11 protein-coding genes are annotated in these 16605 nt (G+C 70.6%); 5 read left to right on the top strand and 6 right to left on the bottom strand.

What is annotated here, in order from left to right; all coding sequences use genetic code 11:
* Window positions 1–150: 150 nt before the first annotated feature.
* The 4 genes from ABZ883_RS16435 to ABZ883_RS16450 form a co-directional block, all read right to left on the bottom strand.
* Window positions 151–1761, bottom strand: a complete 1611-nt coding sequence (locus tag ABZ883_RS16435) for a glycerol-3-phosphate dehydrogenase/oxidase (protein ID WP_360906315.1) — start codon at window positions 1759–1761, stop codon at window positions 151–153.
* A gap of 7 nt (window positions 1762–1768) precedes the next feature.
* Window positions 1769–3295 carry a glycerol kinase GlpK gene (gene glpK, locus ABZ883_RS16440; protein WP_360906316.1) on the bottom strand — a complete coding sequence of 509 codons (1527 nt, stop codon included), beginning with the start codon at window positions 3293–3295 and terminating at the stop codon, window positions 1769–1771.
* A gap of 42 nt (window positions 3296–3337) precedes the next feature.
* Window positions 3338–4150, bottom strand: coding sequence for an MIP/aquaporin family protein (locus tag ABZ883_RS16445; RefSeq protein ID WP_360906317.1), 813 nt, complete (start codon window positions 4148–4150; stop codon window positions 3338–3340).
* 237 nt (window positions 4151–4387) lie between these two features.
* Window positions 4388–5152 (bottom strand): IclR family transcriptional regulator, encoded by a 765-nt coding sequence (locus tag ABZ883_RS16450; RefSeq protein WP_360906318.1) that lies wholly within the window; start codon window positions 5150–5152, stop codon window positions 4388–4390.
* Window positions 5153–5372: 220 nt separating this feature from the next.
* Here ABZ883_RS16450 and metH point away from each other — a divergent pair, with 220 nt between their 5' ends.
* The 4 genes from metH (at window position 5373) to ABZ883_RS16470 (ending at window position 13382) form a co-directional block, all read left to right on the top strand.
* Window positions 5373–8906 (top strand): methionine synthase, encoded by a 3534-nt coding sequence (gene metH, locus ABZ883_RS16455; protein WP_360906319.1) that lies wholly within the window; start codon window positions 5373–5375, stop codon window positions 8904–8906.
* Window positions 8907–9027: 121 nt separating this feature from the next.
* Entirely contained in the window at window positions 9028–9729 is a 702-nt protein-coding gene (locus ABZ883_RS16460) for an HAD family phosphatase (RefSeq protein WP_360906320.1), read from the top strand.
* Between the two features lie 385 nt (window positions 9730–10114).
* A complete protein-coding gene (locus ABZ883_RS16465; RefSeq protein WP_360906321.1) occupies window positions 10115–11707 on the top strand; it encodes an ABC transporter substrate-binding protein in 1593 nt (530 codons plus the stop codon).
* Window positions 11708–11789: 82 nt separating this feature from the next.
* Window positions 11790–13382, top strand: coding sequence for an ABC transporter substrate-binding protein (locus ABZ883_RS16470; RefSeq protein ID WP_360906322.1), 1593 nt, complete (start codon window positions 11790–11792; stop codon window positions 13380–13382).
* 61 nt (window positions 13383–13443) lie between these two features.
* On the opposite strand, the gene ABZ883_RS16475 is transcribed toward ABZ883_RS16470, so the two are convergent.
* Together ABZ883_RS16475 and ABZ883_RS16480 are read right to left on the bottom strand one after the other, a co-directional pair.
* Window positions 13444–14115, bottom strand: a complete 672-nt coding sequence (locus ABZ883_RS16475; RefSeq protein ID WP_319661988.1) for a response regulator transcription factor — start codon at window positions 14113–14115, stop codon at window positions 13444–13446.
* Window positions 14116–14129: 14 nt separating this feature from the next.
* Entirely contained in the window at window positions 14130–14999 is an 870-nt protein-coding gene (locus ABZ883_RS16480; protein ID WP_360906323.1) for a PD-(D/E)XK nuclease family protein, read from the bottom strand.
* A gap of 97 nt (window positions 15000–15096) precedes the next feature.
* Between ABZ883_RS16480 and ABZ883_RS16485 the strand changes: the two genes are divergently transcribed.
* Window positions 15097–16329: a site-2 protease family protein gene (locus tag ABZ883_RS16485; protein ID WP_360906324.1), complete on the top strand. Its 1233-nt coding sequence runs from the start codon at window positions 15097–15099 to the stop codon at window positions 16327–16329.
* Window positions 16330–16605 lie beyond the last annotated feature (276 nt).

The raw sequence follows: 16605 nt of genomic DNA on the forward strand, positions 1-16605 counted from the left end.
TTTAACTAATCAAGTAGTTAAAGAGTGTTTCAGGAACGCGCCGATGTCAACCCGGCGCCAAGACGTCCTGCCGCGGGGCGGGTTGGAACGCCAAAGGCCCGGGTGGGCTGCGCGACCAGCGCAGCCCACCCGGGCCCGTGGGTGCGGGCGTCAGCCGCGCCGGGCGGCCAGGACGGCCTCCACGCGGGCGCGGACGTCCGCGGTGTCCAGTCCCCGCACCGTCACGGTGGTGCGGCGGCGCAGCACGTCGTCCGCGGTCTGCGCCCACTCGTGGTCGCGGGCGTAGACGACCTGGGCCCAGATCTCCGGGCCGTCGGGGTGGATGCGCTCGCCGAGCGCGGGGTCCTCGTTCACCATGCGGGCGATGTCGAAGGACAACGCGCCGTAGTGGGTGGCCAGGTGACGGGCCGTCAGCGGGTCGATGCGGTGGCCCGGGTCGCGGTCGACCAGCAGCCGGTGGGCGACCGCGTTCGGGTTGGCGACCCCTGGCAGGGGCACCCGGCGCGGCAGGTGGTCCAGCGGCTCCATGTCCTCGTTCAGCGGGCCGCCGGGCAGCTTGGCGAGCTTGCCCATGACCGTGCGCCCGATGTGCCGGTACGTCGTCCACTTGCCGCCCGCGACCGACAGCATGCCGCCGCTGCCCTCGGTCACGACCGTCTCGCGCTTGGCCTTCTCCACCCCGCCGGGGCCGCCCGGCAGCACCCGCAGACCCGCGAAGGCGTAGGTGATCAGGTCGCGGGACAGGTGCTCGTCCCGTACGGAATGGGCGGCCTCGTCCAGGATCTGCGCGATGTCGGCCTCGGTGGCCGCCACGTCGGCCGGGTCGCCGGTGTACTCCTCGTCCGTGGTGCCCAGCAGCAGCTGGTCCTCCCACGGCAGCGCGAAGGTGATGCGGTACTTGTCGATCGGCGTCGCCATGGCCGCCCGCCACGGCGCCTTGCGCTTGAGCACGATGTGGGCGCCCTTGGACAGCCGGATGCTGGGCGCGGCGCCCTTGTCCTCCATCCGCCGCAGGTGGTCGACCCAGGGGCCGGTGGCGTTGAGCACCAGCCGAGCGTCGACGCCGAACTCGGTGCCGTCCAGCCGGTCCTTGAGGTCGGCGCCCGTGACGCGGCCGTGCGTGAAGCGCAGCCCGGTCACCTCGGCGTGGTTGAGGACGACGGCGCCCGCGTCGACCGCGGCGCGCACCGTCATCACGGCCATGCGCGAGTCGTTCATCTGGTGGTCGTAGTAGACGGCCACCGCCTTGAGGTCGTCCGTGCGCAGCGCCGGGTTGGCCGCCGCCGCCCGGGACGGGGAGATGATCCGGCCCACTCCGTCGCCGAAGGCCGACAGCGCCGAGTAGGCGAAGACGCCGGCGCCGAGCTTGGCGGCCCCGACCGGGCCGCCCTTGTAGACCGGCAGGTAGAAGGTGAGCGGGTTCACCAGGTGCGGGGCCACGTCCCTGGCCAGCACCCGGCGCTCCATGTGGTTCTCCGCCACCAGCTTGACCGCGCCGGTCTGGAGGTAGCGCAGACCGCCGTGGACGAGTTTGGAGGAGGCCGAGCTGGTGGCGCCGGCGAAGTCGCCGGCGTCCACCATCGCCACCCGCAGCCCCGACTGTGCGGCGTGCCAGGCCACGGAGGTGCCCAGGATGCCGCCGCCGATCACCAGCAGGTCGTAGGTGGCGCGGCTCAGCAGTTCCCGGGTCTCGGCGCGGCCCGGGTTCCGGCCGGCGGTCGGATGCGTCCCGAGGGCCGGGACGTGCTGCGTGGTGGTCATGTTCGGTTCAGTGCTCCTCTTCGATCCAGCCCATGGTCCGTTCGACGGCCTTGAGCCAGCTCTTGTACTCGCGGTCGCGGACGGCGGCGTCCATCCGCGGGGTCCATTCGGCGGCCCGGCGCCAGTTGGCGCGCAGCTCGTCGGTGTCCGACCAGAAGCCCACCGCCAGGCCGGCGGCGTAGGCGGCGCCCAGGCAGGTGGTCTCGGCGACCAGGGGGCGCACGACGGGCGCGTCCAGGAAGTCGGCGAGGGTCTGCATCAGCAGGTTGTTGGCGGTCATGCCGCCGTCGACCTTGAGCGCGGTGAGCTCCACGCCCGAGTCCTTGGTCATCGCGTCGACGATCTCGCGGGTCTGCCAGGCGGTCGCCTCCAGCACCGCGCGGGCGATGTGCGCCTTGGTCACGTAGCGGGTGAGGCCGGCGATCACACCGCGGGCGTCGGAGCGCCAGTACGGGGCGAACAGGCCGGAGAAGGCCGGCACGAAGTAGGCGCCGCCGTTGTCCTCCACGGACATGGCCAGCGTCTCGATCTCGGCCGCCGTCTTGATCAGGCCCATCTGGTCGCGCATCCACTGCACCAGCGAACCGGTGACGGCGATGGAGCCCTCCAGGGCGTACACCGGCTTCTGGTCGCCGATGCGGTAGCCGACGGTGGTGATCAGGCCGTTGTAGCTGTTGATCGGCTTGTCGCCGGTGTTCATCAGCAGGAAGGTGCCGGTGCCGTAGGTGGACTTGGCCTCGCCCTCCGAGTAGCAGGTCTGGCCGAACAGCGCGGCCTGCTGGTCGCCGAGCGCGGAGGCGACCGGCACGCCCGCCAGGGCGCCGGAGGCGGCCTCGCCGTACACCTCGGCGGAGGATCGGATCTCCGGGAGCACCGCGGCCGGGATGCCGAGGGAGGACAGGATCTTGTCGTCCCAGTCCAGGGTGTGCAGGTTCATCAGCAGCGTGCGGGAGGCGTTGGTGACGTCGGTGACGTGCCGTCCGCCGTTGACGCCGCCGGTGAGGTTCCAGATCACCCAGCTGTCCATGGTGCCGAAGAGGATCTCGCCGGCCTCGGCGCGCTCGCGCAGGCCCTCGACGTTGTCGAGCAGCCAGCGGATCTTCGGGCCGGAGAAGTACGAGGCCAGGGGCAGGCCGGTCTCGCGGCGGAAGCGGTCCTGGCCGACGTTGCGGCCGAGCTCCTTGCACAGGGCGTCGGTGCGGGTGTCCTGCCAGACCAGCGCGTTGTGCACCGGCTCGCCGGTCGCCTTGTCCCACAGCAGCGTGGTCTCGCGCTGGTTGGTGATGCCGATCGCCTTGACGTCGGCGGCGGTGATGCCCGCCTTGGAGACGGCCTCGGCGACGACCTCCTGGACGTTGGTCCAGATCTCCGCGGCGTTGTGCTCGACCCATCCCGGCTTCGGGAAGATCTGCTCGTGCTCCTTCTGTCCGACCGAGACGATGCGGCCGTCCTTGTCGAAGACGATGCAGCGCGAGGACGTGGTTCCCTGGTCGATCGCGGCGATGAAGGGGCCTTCGGTGTGGGCGTTGGTCACGGTGTGCTCCTCAAGTCCAGTGGGGTCGTCGGCTGCTACTGCTCAGAATGCGATCCGGTGGAGGCCGGCTGCGAGGACCGCGCCCACGATCGGGCCGACAACCGGTATCCAGGCATAGCTCCAGTCTGATCCCCCTTTGTTCGGCAGCGGCAGGAGCGCGTGCACGATGCGCGGACCGAGGTCGCGCGCGGGGTTGATGGCGTAGCCGGTCGGGCCGCCGAGCGAGAGGCCGATGCCGACGACGACCAGGGCGACCATGAGGGTCCCGGTACCGGAGACGGTGAGTCCCTTGGTGAGGCCGAGGGTCAGGATGAACAGCACGAGGACGAAGGTGCCGATGATCTCGGTGGCCAGGTTCTGCGCCACGTTGCGGATCTCGGGGCCGGTGGAGAAGATCCCCAGCACCGGGCCGGGAGCGGCGGCCGCCCGCTTGCCGGAGGCGGTGGTTGCGGTGGCCTCGGCGCCCTCGGTGGTGTGGGGGCCCTCGATCGCGCCGGTGGTCTCGGGGTCGGTCAGGTGGGCCTGGAACTGACCGGCGTAGGCGGCCCACACGAGGGCGGCACCGATCATCGCGCCGAGCATCTGGCCGGCCAGGTAGACCGGGACGTCGCTCCAGTCGCCGCTGTCGACGGCGAGGCCGATGGTGACGGCCGGGTTGAGGTGGGCGCCGGAGAGGCTGCCCGAGATGTAGGCACCGGTCAGGACGGCGAAGCCCCAGCCGAAGGTGATGGCGAGCCAGCCGGCGTTGCGCGCCTTGGAACTCTTGAGGGTCACGGCCGCGCAGACGCCGCCGCCGAGAAGGATCAATATGGCGGTACCGATGGTCTCGCCGAGAAAGATGTGCTCACTGGACACGTGCGACTCCTTTGTCCTTCGTCCAGGGGAGAGCGAACCCTTGTCCCGTTCAGGGGTTCGCGAGCCTGTCACCAGGCCCCCCGGCGGTCCCACGGCCACGTACACCGTACCGACTCCGTCGGCTGCTGTTCGACAATGTCGACCGCCGAACGAGAGTGTTCTCCTGCGCGACGGGATGCGTCAAGAGTTCGACAGGTTGCGGAACGGTCTCCCGGCCGGGCTCGGAGCCGGCCGGGCTCAGAACCGCCCGGCGCCCAGGTCGCGGGAGACCGCGCGGGCACAGTCCCGCACCGCGGCGACCAGGTGGGCCCGGATGTCGCCGTCCTCGCAGACCCGCTCCACCGCGCCGGTGACGGCGACCGCGCCGACCGGCATGCGGTGCCGGTCGTGGATGGGCGCCGCGATCGAGGCCACGCCGTCCCAGGTCTCCTCCAGGTCCGCCGCCCAGCCGCGGGCCCGTGTGAGGTCGAGCACGCCCTCGAACTCCGCCGCCCCGGTGACCGTGCGCGCGGTCAGCGGCTCGCGCGCCATCTCGGTCACCTCGCCGTGCGCGACCGGGTCGTACGCGGAGAGCACCTTGCCCAGCGCGCTGCTGTGCAGCGGGTGCATCGCGCCGACCTCCAGCACCTGGCGGCTGTCGTCGGGCCGGAAGACGTGGTGCACGATGAGCACGCCCTGCTGGTGCAGGACGCCCAGGTAGACGGCCTCGCCGCTGGAGCGGGCCAGGTCGTCGGTCCACACCAGGGCGCGGGCGCGCAGCTCGTGCACGTCCAGGTAGCTGTTGCCCAGCCGGAGCAGCTCGGCCCCCAGCTGGTAGCGGCCGGATACCGGGTCCTGCTCGACGAAGCCCTCCTGCTGCAGCGTGCGCAGGATGCCGTGCGCGGTTCCCTTGGCCAGGCCCAGCGAGGAGGCCACGTCCGACAGGCCGAGCCTGCGCTCCCCGCCGGCCAGCAGCCGCAGGATCGCAGCCGCGCGGCTGAGCGACTGGATGGGACCTGGCATGAACAACCCCTCTGTCAGGAACGATCATGAACGAGTCGACAATGCTGAACACTGTCAGACGATGCCGACCATCATCATCCCAGAGACGAGTGTGTCACCACGGTCCGCCCTTCGGAATGCCGGAGGCGGATTCCGGCGGCCCGGCTACGCTGGCCTGGTGCGTACCAGCGACAGCCGGTGCGCGCCAAGCCGACAGCCGTCGCACTCAGGGAGCACATCCATGGCCCAGCCGTCGTCGTACGCCTCTTCCTCCGAGGGAACCTCCCCCGCACACGCCCGCGCAACGGCCCTCCGGGAGGCCTTCGCCCAGCGGGTCGTGGTCGCCGACGGGGCGATGGGCACGATGCTCCAGTCGAAGAACCCGACCATGGACGACTTCGAGGGCCACGAAGGCCTGAACGACATCCTGAGCATCTCCCGCCCCGACATCGTCCGCGCCGTGCACGAGGCCTACTTCGACGCCGGCGTGGACTGCGTGGAGACCAACACCTTCAGCGCCAACTACGCCGGCCTCCTGGAGTACGGCATCGAGGAGCGCGTCCACGAGGTCGCCGAGGCCGGCGCCCGGGTCGCCCGCGAGGTCGCCGACCGCTACTCCACCCCCGACCGCCCCCGCTGGGTGCTCGGTTCGATGGGCCCCGGCACCAAGCTCCCCACCCTCGGCCACGTCGCGTACGGCACGCTGCGCGACGCCTACGAGCAGAGCGCCGCGGGCCTGCTCGCCGGCGGCGCCGACGCGGTGATCGTGGAGACCACCCAGGACCTGCTGCAGACCAAGGCCGCCCTCATCGGCGCCCGGCGGGCCCTGGACGCCGCCCACTCCGCGGCGCCGCTCATCTGCTCCGTCACCGTCGAGACCACCGGCACCATGCTGCTGGGCTCCGAGATCGGCGCCGCGCTCACCGCGCTGGAACCGCTCGGCATCGACATGATCGGCCTCAACTGCGCCACCGGGCCCGCCGAGATGAGCGAGCACCTGCGCTATCTCGCCCGGCACGCCGGCATCCAGCTGTCCTGCATGCCCAATGCCGGTCTCCCCGTCCTCGGGAAGGACGGCGCGCACTACCCGCTGAGCCCCGGCGAACTCGCCGACGCGCAGGAGGTCTTCGTCCGCGAGTACGGGCTCTCCCTGGTCGGCGGCTGCTGCGGCACCACCCCCGAGCACCTGCGGCAGGTCGTCGAGCGGGTGCGCGGCCACGAGGTGGCCGCCCGCGAGCCGCGCCCCGAGCCGGGCGCGTCCTCGCTCTACCAGACGGTCCCCTTCCGCCAGGACACCGCGTACCTCGCCATCGGCGAGCGCACCAACGCCAACGGTTCCAAGAAGTTCCGCGAGGCCATGTTGGACGGCCGCTGGGACGACTGCGTGGAGATGGCCCGCGAGCAGATCCGCGAGGGCGCCCACTTCCTGGACCTGTGCGTCGACTACGTCGGCCGCGACGGCGTCGCCGACATGAACGAGATCGCCGGCCGGCTCGCCACCGCCTCCACCCTGCCGATCGTGCTGGACTCCACCGAGCCCGAGGTGCTGCGCGCGGGCCTGGAGAAGCTCGGCGGGCGCGCGGTGATCAACTCGGTCAACTACGAGGACGGCGACGGCCCCGAGTCCCGCTTCGCCCGCACCACCCGGCTCGCTGTGGAGCACGGCGCCGCCCTCATCGCCCTCACCATCGACGAGGAGGGGCAGGCCCGCACGCCGGAGGCCAAGGTCGCGATCGCCGAACGCCTCATCGCGGACCTGACCGGCACCTGGGGCATCGCCGAGAGCGACATCATCGTCGACTGCCTGACGTTCACCATCGCCACCGGCCAGGAGGAGTCCCGGGGGGACGGCATCGCCACCATCGAGGCGATCCGCGAACTCAAGCGCCGCCACCCGGCCGTGCAGACCACGCTCGGCCTGTCCAACATCTCCTTCGGCCTCAACCCGGCCGCCCGCACGGTGCTCAACTCGGTCTTCCTGCACGAGTGCGTGGAGGCCGGCCTGGACTCGGCGATCGTGCACGCGTCCAAGATCGTGCCCATCGCCCGCATCCCGGAGGAGCAGCGCGAGGTCGCCCTCGACCTCGTCCACGACCGCCGCCGCGAGGGCTACGACCCGCTGCAGCGCTTCCTGGAGCTGTTCGAGGGCGTCGACACCAAGTCGGTGAAGGCGGGCCGCGCCGAGGAACTCGCCGCGCTCCCCCTGGAGGAGCGGCTGCAACGGCGCATCATCGACGGCGAGAAGAACGGCCTGGAGGCGGACCTCGACGAGGCGCTGAAGGCGCGCCCGGCCCTCGACATCGTCAACGAGACCCTCCTGGAGGGCATGAAGGTCGTCGGCGAGCTCTTCGGCTCCGGCCAGATGCAGCTGCCCTTCGTCCTGCAGTCCGCCGAGGTGATGAAGACCGCGGTCGCCCAGCTCGAACCGCACATGGAGAAGTCCGACGCCTCCGGCAAGGGCACCATCGTGCTGGCCACCGTCCGCGGCGACGTGCACGACATCGGCAAGAACCTCGTGGACATCATCCTGTCCAACAACGGCTACAACGTGGTCAATCTGGGCATCAAGCAGCCGGTCTCGGCGATCCTCGACGCCGCCCAGGAGCACGCGGCGGACGTCATCGGCATGTCGGGCCTGCTGGTGAAGTCCACCGTGATCATGAAGGAGAACCTGGAGGAGCTCAACCAGCGCGGTCTGGCCGCCCGGTTCCCGGTCATCCTCGGCGGCGCCGCCCTCACCCGCGCGTACGTCGAGCAGGACCTCCACGAGATCTACGAGGGCGAAGTCCGCTACGCCCGCGACGCGTTCGAGGGCCTGCGGCTGATGGACGCGCTCATCGCGGTCAAGCGCGGCGTGCCCGGCGCCGCGCTGCCCGAACTCCGGCAGCGCCGCGTCGCCCGCCGGGACGGGCAGGCGGCCGCGCCGGAGGAGACCGAGGAGAACCGCGGGCAGATCCGCTCGGACGTGGCCACCGACAACCCCGTGCCCACCCCGCCGTTCTGGGGTTCGCGGATCGTCAAGGGCATCCCGCTCAAGGACTACGCGTCCTGGCTCGACGAGGGCGCGCTGTTCAAGGGCCAGTGGGGCCTGAAGCAGTCCAGGACCGGCGGTCCCGGCTACGAGGAACTGGTGGAGACCGAGGGCCGGCCGCGGCTGCGCGGACTGCTGGACCGCATGCAGAGCGAGGGCCTGCTGGAGGCGGCGGTCGTCTACGGCTACTTCCGCTGCGTCTCCAAGGGCGACGACCTGATCATCCTCGGCGAGGACGGCGCGGAGCGGACCCGCTTCACCTTCCCGCGCCAGCGCCGCGGCCGCCGGCTGTGCCTGGCCGACTTCTTCCGCCCCGAGGAGTCCGGCGAGACCGACGTGGTCGGCCTCCAGGTGGTGACGGTCGGCAACGCGGTCTCCGAGGCCGCCAACAAGCTGTTCGCCGCCGACGCCTACCGCGACTACCTGGAGCTGCACGGCCTGTCCGTCCAGCTCGCCGAGGCGCTCGCCGAGTACTGGCACGCCCGGGTCCGCGCGGAGCTGGGCTTCTCCGGGGAGGACCCGGGCGCCATGGAGGACATGTTCGCGCTGAAGTACCGCGGCGCCCGCTTCTCCCTCGGCTACGGGGCCTGCCCCGACCTGGAGGACCGCGCCAAGATCGCGCAGCTGCTGGAGCCCGAGCGGATCGGCGTGCGGCTGTCGGAGGAGTTCCAGCTCCACCCGGAGCAGTCCACCGACGCCATCGTCATCCATCATCCGGAGGCAAAGTACTTCAACGCGCGGTAACGGGTCATACGTCGTACACTGGACGATCCGAACGGCACCTGGCCGGTCCCACGCCCCCATCACCCTGGGGCGCGAGGCGACCGGCCTTTGTGCCCCCTGGACTGTGAAGGATGTGGGGCGCATGACCAGCGGTATTCCCGTTACCGAGACCCGGCCGGCCCGGGACGCAGGCCTGCAGGCCGTCCTCCTGGACATGGACGGCACGCTGGTCGACACCGAAGGCTTCTGGTGGAACGCGGAGGTCGAGGTGTTCGCGCAGCTCGGACACGTCCTGGACGACACCCACCGCGAGGTGGTCGTCGGCGGCCCGATGGCCCGCAGCCTGGGACACCTGATCTCGGTCACCGGTACCGACGCCACCCTCGCCGAGCTGTCCGCGCTGATCAACCTGCGGTTCGTCGAGCTCATCGGCCGGGGAGTACCGCTCATGCCGGGCGCGCGGCGCCTGCTCACCGAACTGGCCGCGCACGGGGTGCCCGCCGCCCTGGTCTCCGCCTCCCACCGCCGCATCATCGACGCCGTCATGCTCTCCATCGGCCCCGAGCACTTCGCGTTCTCCGTCGCCGGGGACGAGGTGGCCCAGGGCAAGCCGCACCCCGAGTCCTATCTGCACGCCGCAGCCCGCCTGGGCGCCGACCCCGCGCGCTGCGTGGTCGTCGAGGACACCCCGACCGGGGTCAGCGCCGCCGAGGCGGCCGGGTGCCAGGTGGTGGCGGTCCCCTCGATCGCCCCGATCGAGCCCGCGCCCGGACGGGCCGTCGTGGCGTCCCTCGAAGCCGTCGACGTGCCTTTTCTGCGCTCTCTGATTACGGCCGTTCACTGAGCGTCGCCATAAATTGAGTGGAAACTCTGGGCGCCCGCTCGCTCATTTTCCGTGACCTTTCACAGGTGCCGAATTCTTTACCGGCGCCCGTCGGCGGGCGTGATACTTTTCACGTCGACGGGCGTCGACAACACCCTCCGGACGTGCTTCGGCCCGTCAATTGACGGTGCGTGTAGTGCTGTTGTGTCCGTATTGGGGCGCGGAGGGGCTGTTCGTTCCGCTGTCCGGATATCGGTGCACCACTCCCTGTTATCCGTCTGTGACGCGGGCTCAACTTCTCCGTGTCAGGGGGCGGTCGGCCGGAATGCCGGGCACCGGCAATTCCGGGTATCGTCGCCCCGCTCAGACTGCGCGGCCGAGGGCCGGAAGAGGGAGAACAACGAGCATGAATCGCAAGCTGCTGGTGCTGCCGGCCGTGATGGGCCTCGCCGCGCCCGTACTCGCCGGATGCGGTGATTCGAACGCCGGAGGCGGCGGCGGCGACACGATCGTCGTGGGCACCACCGACCACATCGCCGTGTCCAAGGAACTGCCCTCTCCCGTGGACCCGGCCACCTCGTACGACGGTGGCACGTACACCTTCTTCAACAACACCTTCCAGATGCTGCTGGGTTACCAGCGCAGCGCGACGACCCCGTCCCCGGACGCGGCCAAGTCCTGCGAGTTCTCCGACACCAAGTCCGAGACCTACCGCTGCACGCTGCGCGACGGCCTGACGTTCTCCAACGGGCACGCGCTGACCTCCGAGGACGTCAAGTTCTCCATCGACCGCGTCATCAAGATCAAGAGTGACTACGGCCCGGTCAGCCTTCTGTCGAACATCGAGACCGTCGAGGCGCCGGACGAGAAGACCGTGGTCTTCCACCTCAAGGCCTCCGACGCCACCTTCCCGTACAAGCTGGCGACCCCCGCCGCGGCCATCGTCGACAGCGAGGTGTACCCCGCCGACAAGCCGCTCGAAGGCCTGCAGATGGCCGGCTCCGGCCCCTACAAGCTGGACTCGTGGGAGGGCGACAAGGCCGTCCTCAGCGCCAACCCCAGCTACAAGGGCCTGGTGGGCAAGCTCAACAACAGCAAGGTCGAGGTCCGCTTCTTCGAGACCGCGGACGCGATGCAGAAGGCCCTCGCCGACGGCCAGATCGACATGGTGAACCGCACCTTCACCGCCGACCAGATCGACAGCATCCAGCAGGGCAAGGTGCCGGGCGTCAAGCTGACGGAGGCCTCCAGCCCCTCCGTCCGCTACATGTTCTTCAACGTCGACGACCCGACGGTGAAGGACAAGGCCGTGCGTGAGGCCATAGCCCACGTCATCGACCGCGACGCGCTCACCCGCGACGTGACCCACCGGACCGCGACGCCGCTGTTCGGCGCCGTGCCCGCCGGCATCGTCGGTCACAGCAACTCGTACTTCAACATGTACGGGGATCCCAGCCGCAACAAGGCCGCCGAGGCCCTGTCCGCCGCCGGCGTCAGCACCCCGGTCAAGCTGACGTTCACCTACACCACGGACCGCCCGGCCACGCCGAACAAGGAAGAGGCGGTGGCCCTGCAGAAGCAGCTCAACGCCAGCGGCCTGTTCGACGTGACGCTCAAGGGCGCCCCGTGGAAGACCTTCCTGCCGGGTGCGGTCAAGGGCCAGTGGGCGGCGTACTCGCTCAGCTGGCTCCCCGACTTCCCCGACCCGGACACCTACATCGCGCCGTTCTTCGCCGAAGGCTTCCTCAACCTGAACTACGCCGGCGGCGACATCAAGAGCTCGCTGCTGCCCAGCACCCGCCAGACCGCCGACCGCGGCCAGACGGACAAGGACTTCCTGCAGATGCAGGACATCCTGGCCCGGGACCTGCCGATGATCCCGCTGTACCAGGACAAGCAGTACGTCGTCACCCGCGAGAACATCACCGGTGCCGAATGGCTGCTGAATTCCTCCTCCACCGCCCAGTTCTGGGAGCTCGGGCGCGGCGTGGCAGGATGAGCCCTCGGCTGGTACGGATTCGGGCGTTCCGCGCGGATCCGTACCAGCCGGGCCCATTCGCACCACGAAGTGAGGTACCCCCGTGAGGAACAGAGTCCAGCTACTGGCTCTGCCGCTGTCCGCGACAGCGATATTGACGGCCGGCTGCGGCAGCGGCTCCGGCGACGGGGGAGGTGAGGGCAAATCCGTCACGATGGGGATCACGGACAAGGTCACTGCCGTCGATCCCGCCTCCGGTTACGACGTGGGTTCCTGGATCGTCTTCAACAACGTCTTCCAGTCCCTGATGAGCTTCCCCCGGGGCGCCACCAAGCCCGAGCCCGAGGCCGCCGAGCAGTGCGCGTTCACCGACACGTCCAGCCGGACCTTCGACTGCACCCTGCGCCCGGGACTGACGTTCAGCAACGGTGACGCCCTCACCTCGCAGGACGTCAAGTACTCCTTCGAGCGCACCCTCAAGATCAACGACGCGAACGGTCCCGCGGTCCTCCTCGACTCGATCAAGACGATCGACGCTCCCACCGCCGACCGCGTCGTCTTCCACCTGAAGTACTCCGACGCGACCTTCCCCATGAAGATCGCCTCCGGCGCCGGCTCCATCGTGGACCGCCGCGAGTACCCCGCGGACAAGCTCCGCGACGACAACAAGGCGATGGGCAGCGGCCCGTACCGGCTGGACTCGTACACCGCCGGCGACGAGGCCGACTTCTCGGTCAACGACCGCTACCAGGGCACCGCCGAAGTCCACAACTCCGGCATGACCATGAAGTTCTTCAAGGAGGAGAGCGGCCTCGCCAAGGCCCTCGAGGACGGCGACGTCGACCTCGCCTACCGAGGCCTCGCCGCCAAGGACATCGCCGCCCTCCAGCAGAAGTCGGCCGCCGGGGACAGCGGCATGAAGGTCGTCGAGGGCACCGGCGCCGAGGTCCAGCACCTGGTCTTCAACGTCGACGACCCCGCGGTCGCCGACAAGGCCGTCCGCCGCGCCGTCGCCTACCTGATCGACCGCAAGGCCATCATGCGCGACGTCTACGACCGCACCGCCACCCCGCTGTACTCGATCGTGCCGCAGGGCATCACCGGCCACAACACCGCCTTCTTCGACCGCTACGGCGAGGGCGGCGACACCGCCCACGCCAAGGCCGCGCTCACCGGGGCGGGCATCACCGAACCGGTCCGCTTCACCCTCTGGGCCACCCCCGTCCGCTACGGCCCCGGCACCGTGGCCGAACTGCAGGAGATCGCCAAGCAGCTCAACGCCAGCGGCCTGTTCGACGTCGACGTCAAGTCCACCGACGCCGACCAGTACGCCAAGGACATCGCCGCCGGCAAGTACGCGGTCTACGTCCGCGGCTGGGTTCCCGACTACCCGGACCCGGACAACTTCACCGCGCCCTTCTTCGGCGACGGCAACGTGCTGTCCAACCACTACGTGAACCAGCGGATCACCGACGAACTCATCCCGCGCACCGCCGCCGAGGACAACCGCGCCTCCACCACCGCGGACTTCGAGGAACTGCAGGACGCGGTCGCCGACGACGTCCCGATCATCCCGCTGTGGCAGGGCAAGCAGTACGTGGCCGCCAAGGACACCGTCAACGGCCTGGAATGGACCCTCGACCAGTCCACCGTCTTCCGCTTCTGGGAAATCCAGAAGGTCGACCAGGCCGGCTGACCCGCGCGACGCCTCCGGCCTCCCCGACGGCCGGACGTCCCCCCGCCCCACCGGGGGACGGCTACTGCGCTCCTGGCCGCACCAGACCGCTCTCGTACGCGTACACCGCCGCCTGCACGCGGTCCCGCAGCGCCAGCTTCGTCAGCACATGTCCCACATGGGTCTTGACCGTCGTCTCGCTCACGAACAGCTCCGCCGCGATCTCGGCGTTCGACAGTCCCCGCGCGACCAGCTTCAGCACCTCGACCTCACGGTCGGTCAGCGTGTGCAGCGCCTGCGGCACCGGCTCCTCGCCCGACGGCAGCCTTCCTGCGTACTTGTCGAGCAGCCGCCGCGTGATGCTCGGCGCGAGCATCGCCTCGCCCGCCGCGACCACCCGGATCGCCTGCACCAGTTCGTGCGCCGGGGCGTCCTTCAGCAGGAAACCGCTGGCCCCCGCGCGCAGCGCCTCGACCACGTACTCGTCCAGGTCGAACGTGGTCAGCACCAGCACCTTCGCCGGGCCGTCCCGCCCGGGACCGGTGATCTGCCGGGTGGCCTCCACCCCGTCCATCCGCGGCATGCGGATGTCCATCAGCACGACGTCCGGCTGCAGGGCCCGCACCTGCTCCAGAGCCTGCTGGCCGTCCCCCGCCTCACCGACCACCGCGAGTTCCGGCTCCGCCTCCAGGATCATCCGGAAACCGGTGCGCAGCAGCGGCTGGTCGTCAACCAGCAGAACGCGAATGGCCACGTGATCTCCTCAGCTCAGGAATCCCCATTCTTCCCCACCACCGCCAGCGGGTACGGCGGGGGAGTGCCGCCGAACGACGGGCAGACCGCCTGGTGGTCGCACCAGTCGCACAGCCGGCTCGGACGCGGCCGCCAGTCGCCGGACTCGGTCGCCCGCCGGATCGCCTGCCACAGCGCCTCCAGCTTGCGCCCCACCGCCAGCAGGTCCTCCTCCGACGGGTCGTACGTCATCACCTCGCCGCTGCCCAGGTAGACCAGCTGCAGCCGGCGCGGCACCACCCCCCGCAGCCGCCACAGCACCAGCGCGTAGAACTTCATCTGGAACAGCGCCTCGTCCGCGTACTCCGGGCGCGGGGCCTTGCCCGTCTTGTAGTCCACCACCCGCAGATCGCCGGAGGCCGGGGCCACGTCCAGACGGTCGATGTAGCCGCGCAGCGTCAGCCCCGACTCCAGCTCCGTCTCCACGTACAGCTCGCGCTCCGCGGGCTCCAGCCGCGTCGGGTCCTCCAGCGAGAACCACCGCTCCACCAGCCCGGCCGCCCCCTCCAGCCACTCCGCCAGCTCCTGCCCCTCCCCGGCGGGAAACAGCTGCGACAGCTCGGGGCGCTCCTCCAGCAGCCGCCGCCACTGCCCCGGAACCATCGCCCGCGCCCGCTCCGCCGTCCGCTCGCCGGCCGGAGTGTCGAAGAGCCGCTCCAGCACCGCGTGCACCACCGTGCCCCGCGCGGCGGCCGGACTCGGCTTCTCCGGCAGCTTGTCGATCACCCGCAGGCGGTACAGCAGCGGACACCGCATGAAGTCGGCGGCGCGCGACGGCGACAACGACGACGGAGCGGCCGGCGGCCTCGGAGGCGTCGGCGGAACGGGTTCGGTGCTGGTGCCCATGGCAGGACCCTACGGGTTCGCACCGACAGCCGGTGTCGGCTCCGGGCAGCCGGGCAATACCATCGACGTCGGACCGACAGCCGACCGAGGGGAACCAGTGAGCGAAAGCCAGCAGCCGCGCGAACGCGGCGGGCGCACCCCCGGAGCCGACGACGGCACCGGCAAACGCCCCGCCGGCCCCGGCGGCGGCATCCTCATGGGCCGCATCTTCGGCGTGCCCGTGTACGTCGCCCCCAGCTGGTTCCTGGTCGCGGCCCTGATCACCTGGGTCTTCGGCGGTCAACTCGACCGCGTGCTGCCCGAACTCGGCGCCCTGCGCTACCTCGTCTCGCTCTTCTTCGCGGTGGCCTTCTACGCCTCCGTCCTGGTGCACGAACTCGCCCACACGGTCGCCGCGCTCCGCTTCGGCCTCCCGGTGCGCCGCATCCAGCTCCAGTTCTTCGGCGGCGTCTCCGAGATCGAGAAGGAGTCCGACACCCCGGGGCGGGAATTCGTCCTCGCCTTCATCGGCCCGCTGCTCTCGCTCGTCCTGGCCGGGGTGTTCTACCTCGGCATGCAGGGCGTCGACCCCGGCACCGTCCCCGGCGTCCTGCTCGCCGGACTGATGATCAGCAACCTCCTCGTGGCCGCGTTCAACCTGCTGCCCGGGCTCCCACTGGACGGCGGCCGCATGCTGCGCGCGGTGATCTGGAAGATCACCGGCAAGCCCATGACCGGCACCGTCGCCGCCGCCTGGATCGGACGCGCCCTCGCCCTCGCGGTCCTGATCGGCCTGCCCCTGCTGTCCTACGCCGGCGGCCTCAGCGACGGCACCGGCGACGCCACCGGCTTTGACTCCCTCACCGACGCCCTGCTCGCCGCCATCCTGGCCGCGATCATCTGGACCGGCGCCGGCAACGCCCTGCGCATGGCCCGGCTCCGCGAACACCTCCCCGAACTCCAGGCCCGCACCCTCACCCGGCGCGCCCTGCCCGTCGCCTCCGACACCCCCCTGTCCGAAGCCCTGCGACGCGCCAACGAGGCAGGCGCCCGCGCGCTGGTCGTCGTCGACGGCCACGGCACCCCCACCGCCGTCGTCCGCGAGGCCGCGATCGTCGGCATCCCCGAACACCGGCGCCCCTGGGTCGCCGTCTCCGGACTCGCCCAGGACCTCAAGCCCGGCATGAAGGTTTCCGCTGAACTCGCGGGCGAGGACCTCCTCGACACCCTCCGCGCCACCCCGGCCACGGAATACCTCGTGGTGGAGAACTCCGGCGAGATCTACGGCGTCCTGTCCACCGCCGACGTCGAAAAAGCCTTCCTCGCCGCCATGGCCCGGCCCTCTGTTTAAAGGCTCGGTTCACCTCCGGGGCGCCCCCTTTTTTCGGGCGCCTTCGCCTCCGGGGCGCCTTCTGCACCTGTCGACGGTCGACCGTGCTCGACTCCTCGTTCCTCGGAGCCTCCGCGCGCTCTCCCTTTCGACAGGCGCGCGCCCCTTCGGCTCACTCGCCGGCGGCCGTGGTGGACGCTCGAGCGGCACGGCGTGGGCATCAGGCGCTCGCAGGGCTGCAGGCATGCGCCCGTGGTGTCGGCCCGGACAGTGGCTCCGCGAGGGCGAACGCCCCCT

The organism is Streptomyces sp. NPDC046977 (genome assembly GCF_040644455.1).
In the GTDB taxonomy this organism is placed as follows: Bacteria; Actinomycetota; Actinomycetes; order Streptomycetales; family Streptomycetaceae; genus Actinacidiphila.

What these genes read in the sequence shown, in the direction of transcription:
- ABZ883_RS16435 (WP_360906315.1), bottom strand. Translation starts at nt 1,761, where the DNA reads ATGACCACCACGCAGCACGTCCCGGCCCTCGGGACGCATCCGACCGCC.
- ABZ883_RS16480 (WP_360906323.1), bottom strand. Translation starts at nt 14,999, where the DNA reads ATGGGCACCAGCACCGAACCCGTTCCGCCGACGCCTCCGAGGCCGCCG.
- ABZ883_RS16460 (WP_360906320.1), top strand. Translation starts at nt 9,028, where the DNA reads ATGACCAGCGGTATTCCCGTTACCGAGACCCGGCCGGCCCGGGACGCA.
- ABZ883_RS16450 (WP_360906318.1), bottom strand. Translation starts at nt 5,152, where the DNA reads ATGCCAGGTCCCATCCAGTCGCTCAGCCGCGCGGCTGCGATCCTGCGG.
- ABZ883_RS16465 (WP_360906321.1), top strand. Translation starts at nt 10,115, where the DNA reads ATGAATCGCAAGCTGCTGGTGCTGCCGGCCGTGATGGGCCTCGCCGCG.
- metH (WP_360906319.1), top strand. Translation starts at nt 5,373, where the DNA reads ATGGCCCAGCCGTCGTCGTACGCCTCTTCCTCCGAGGGAACCTCCCCC.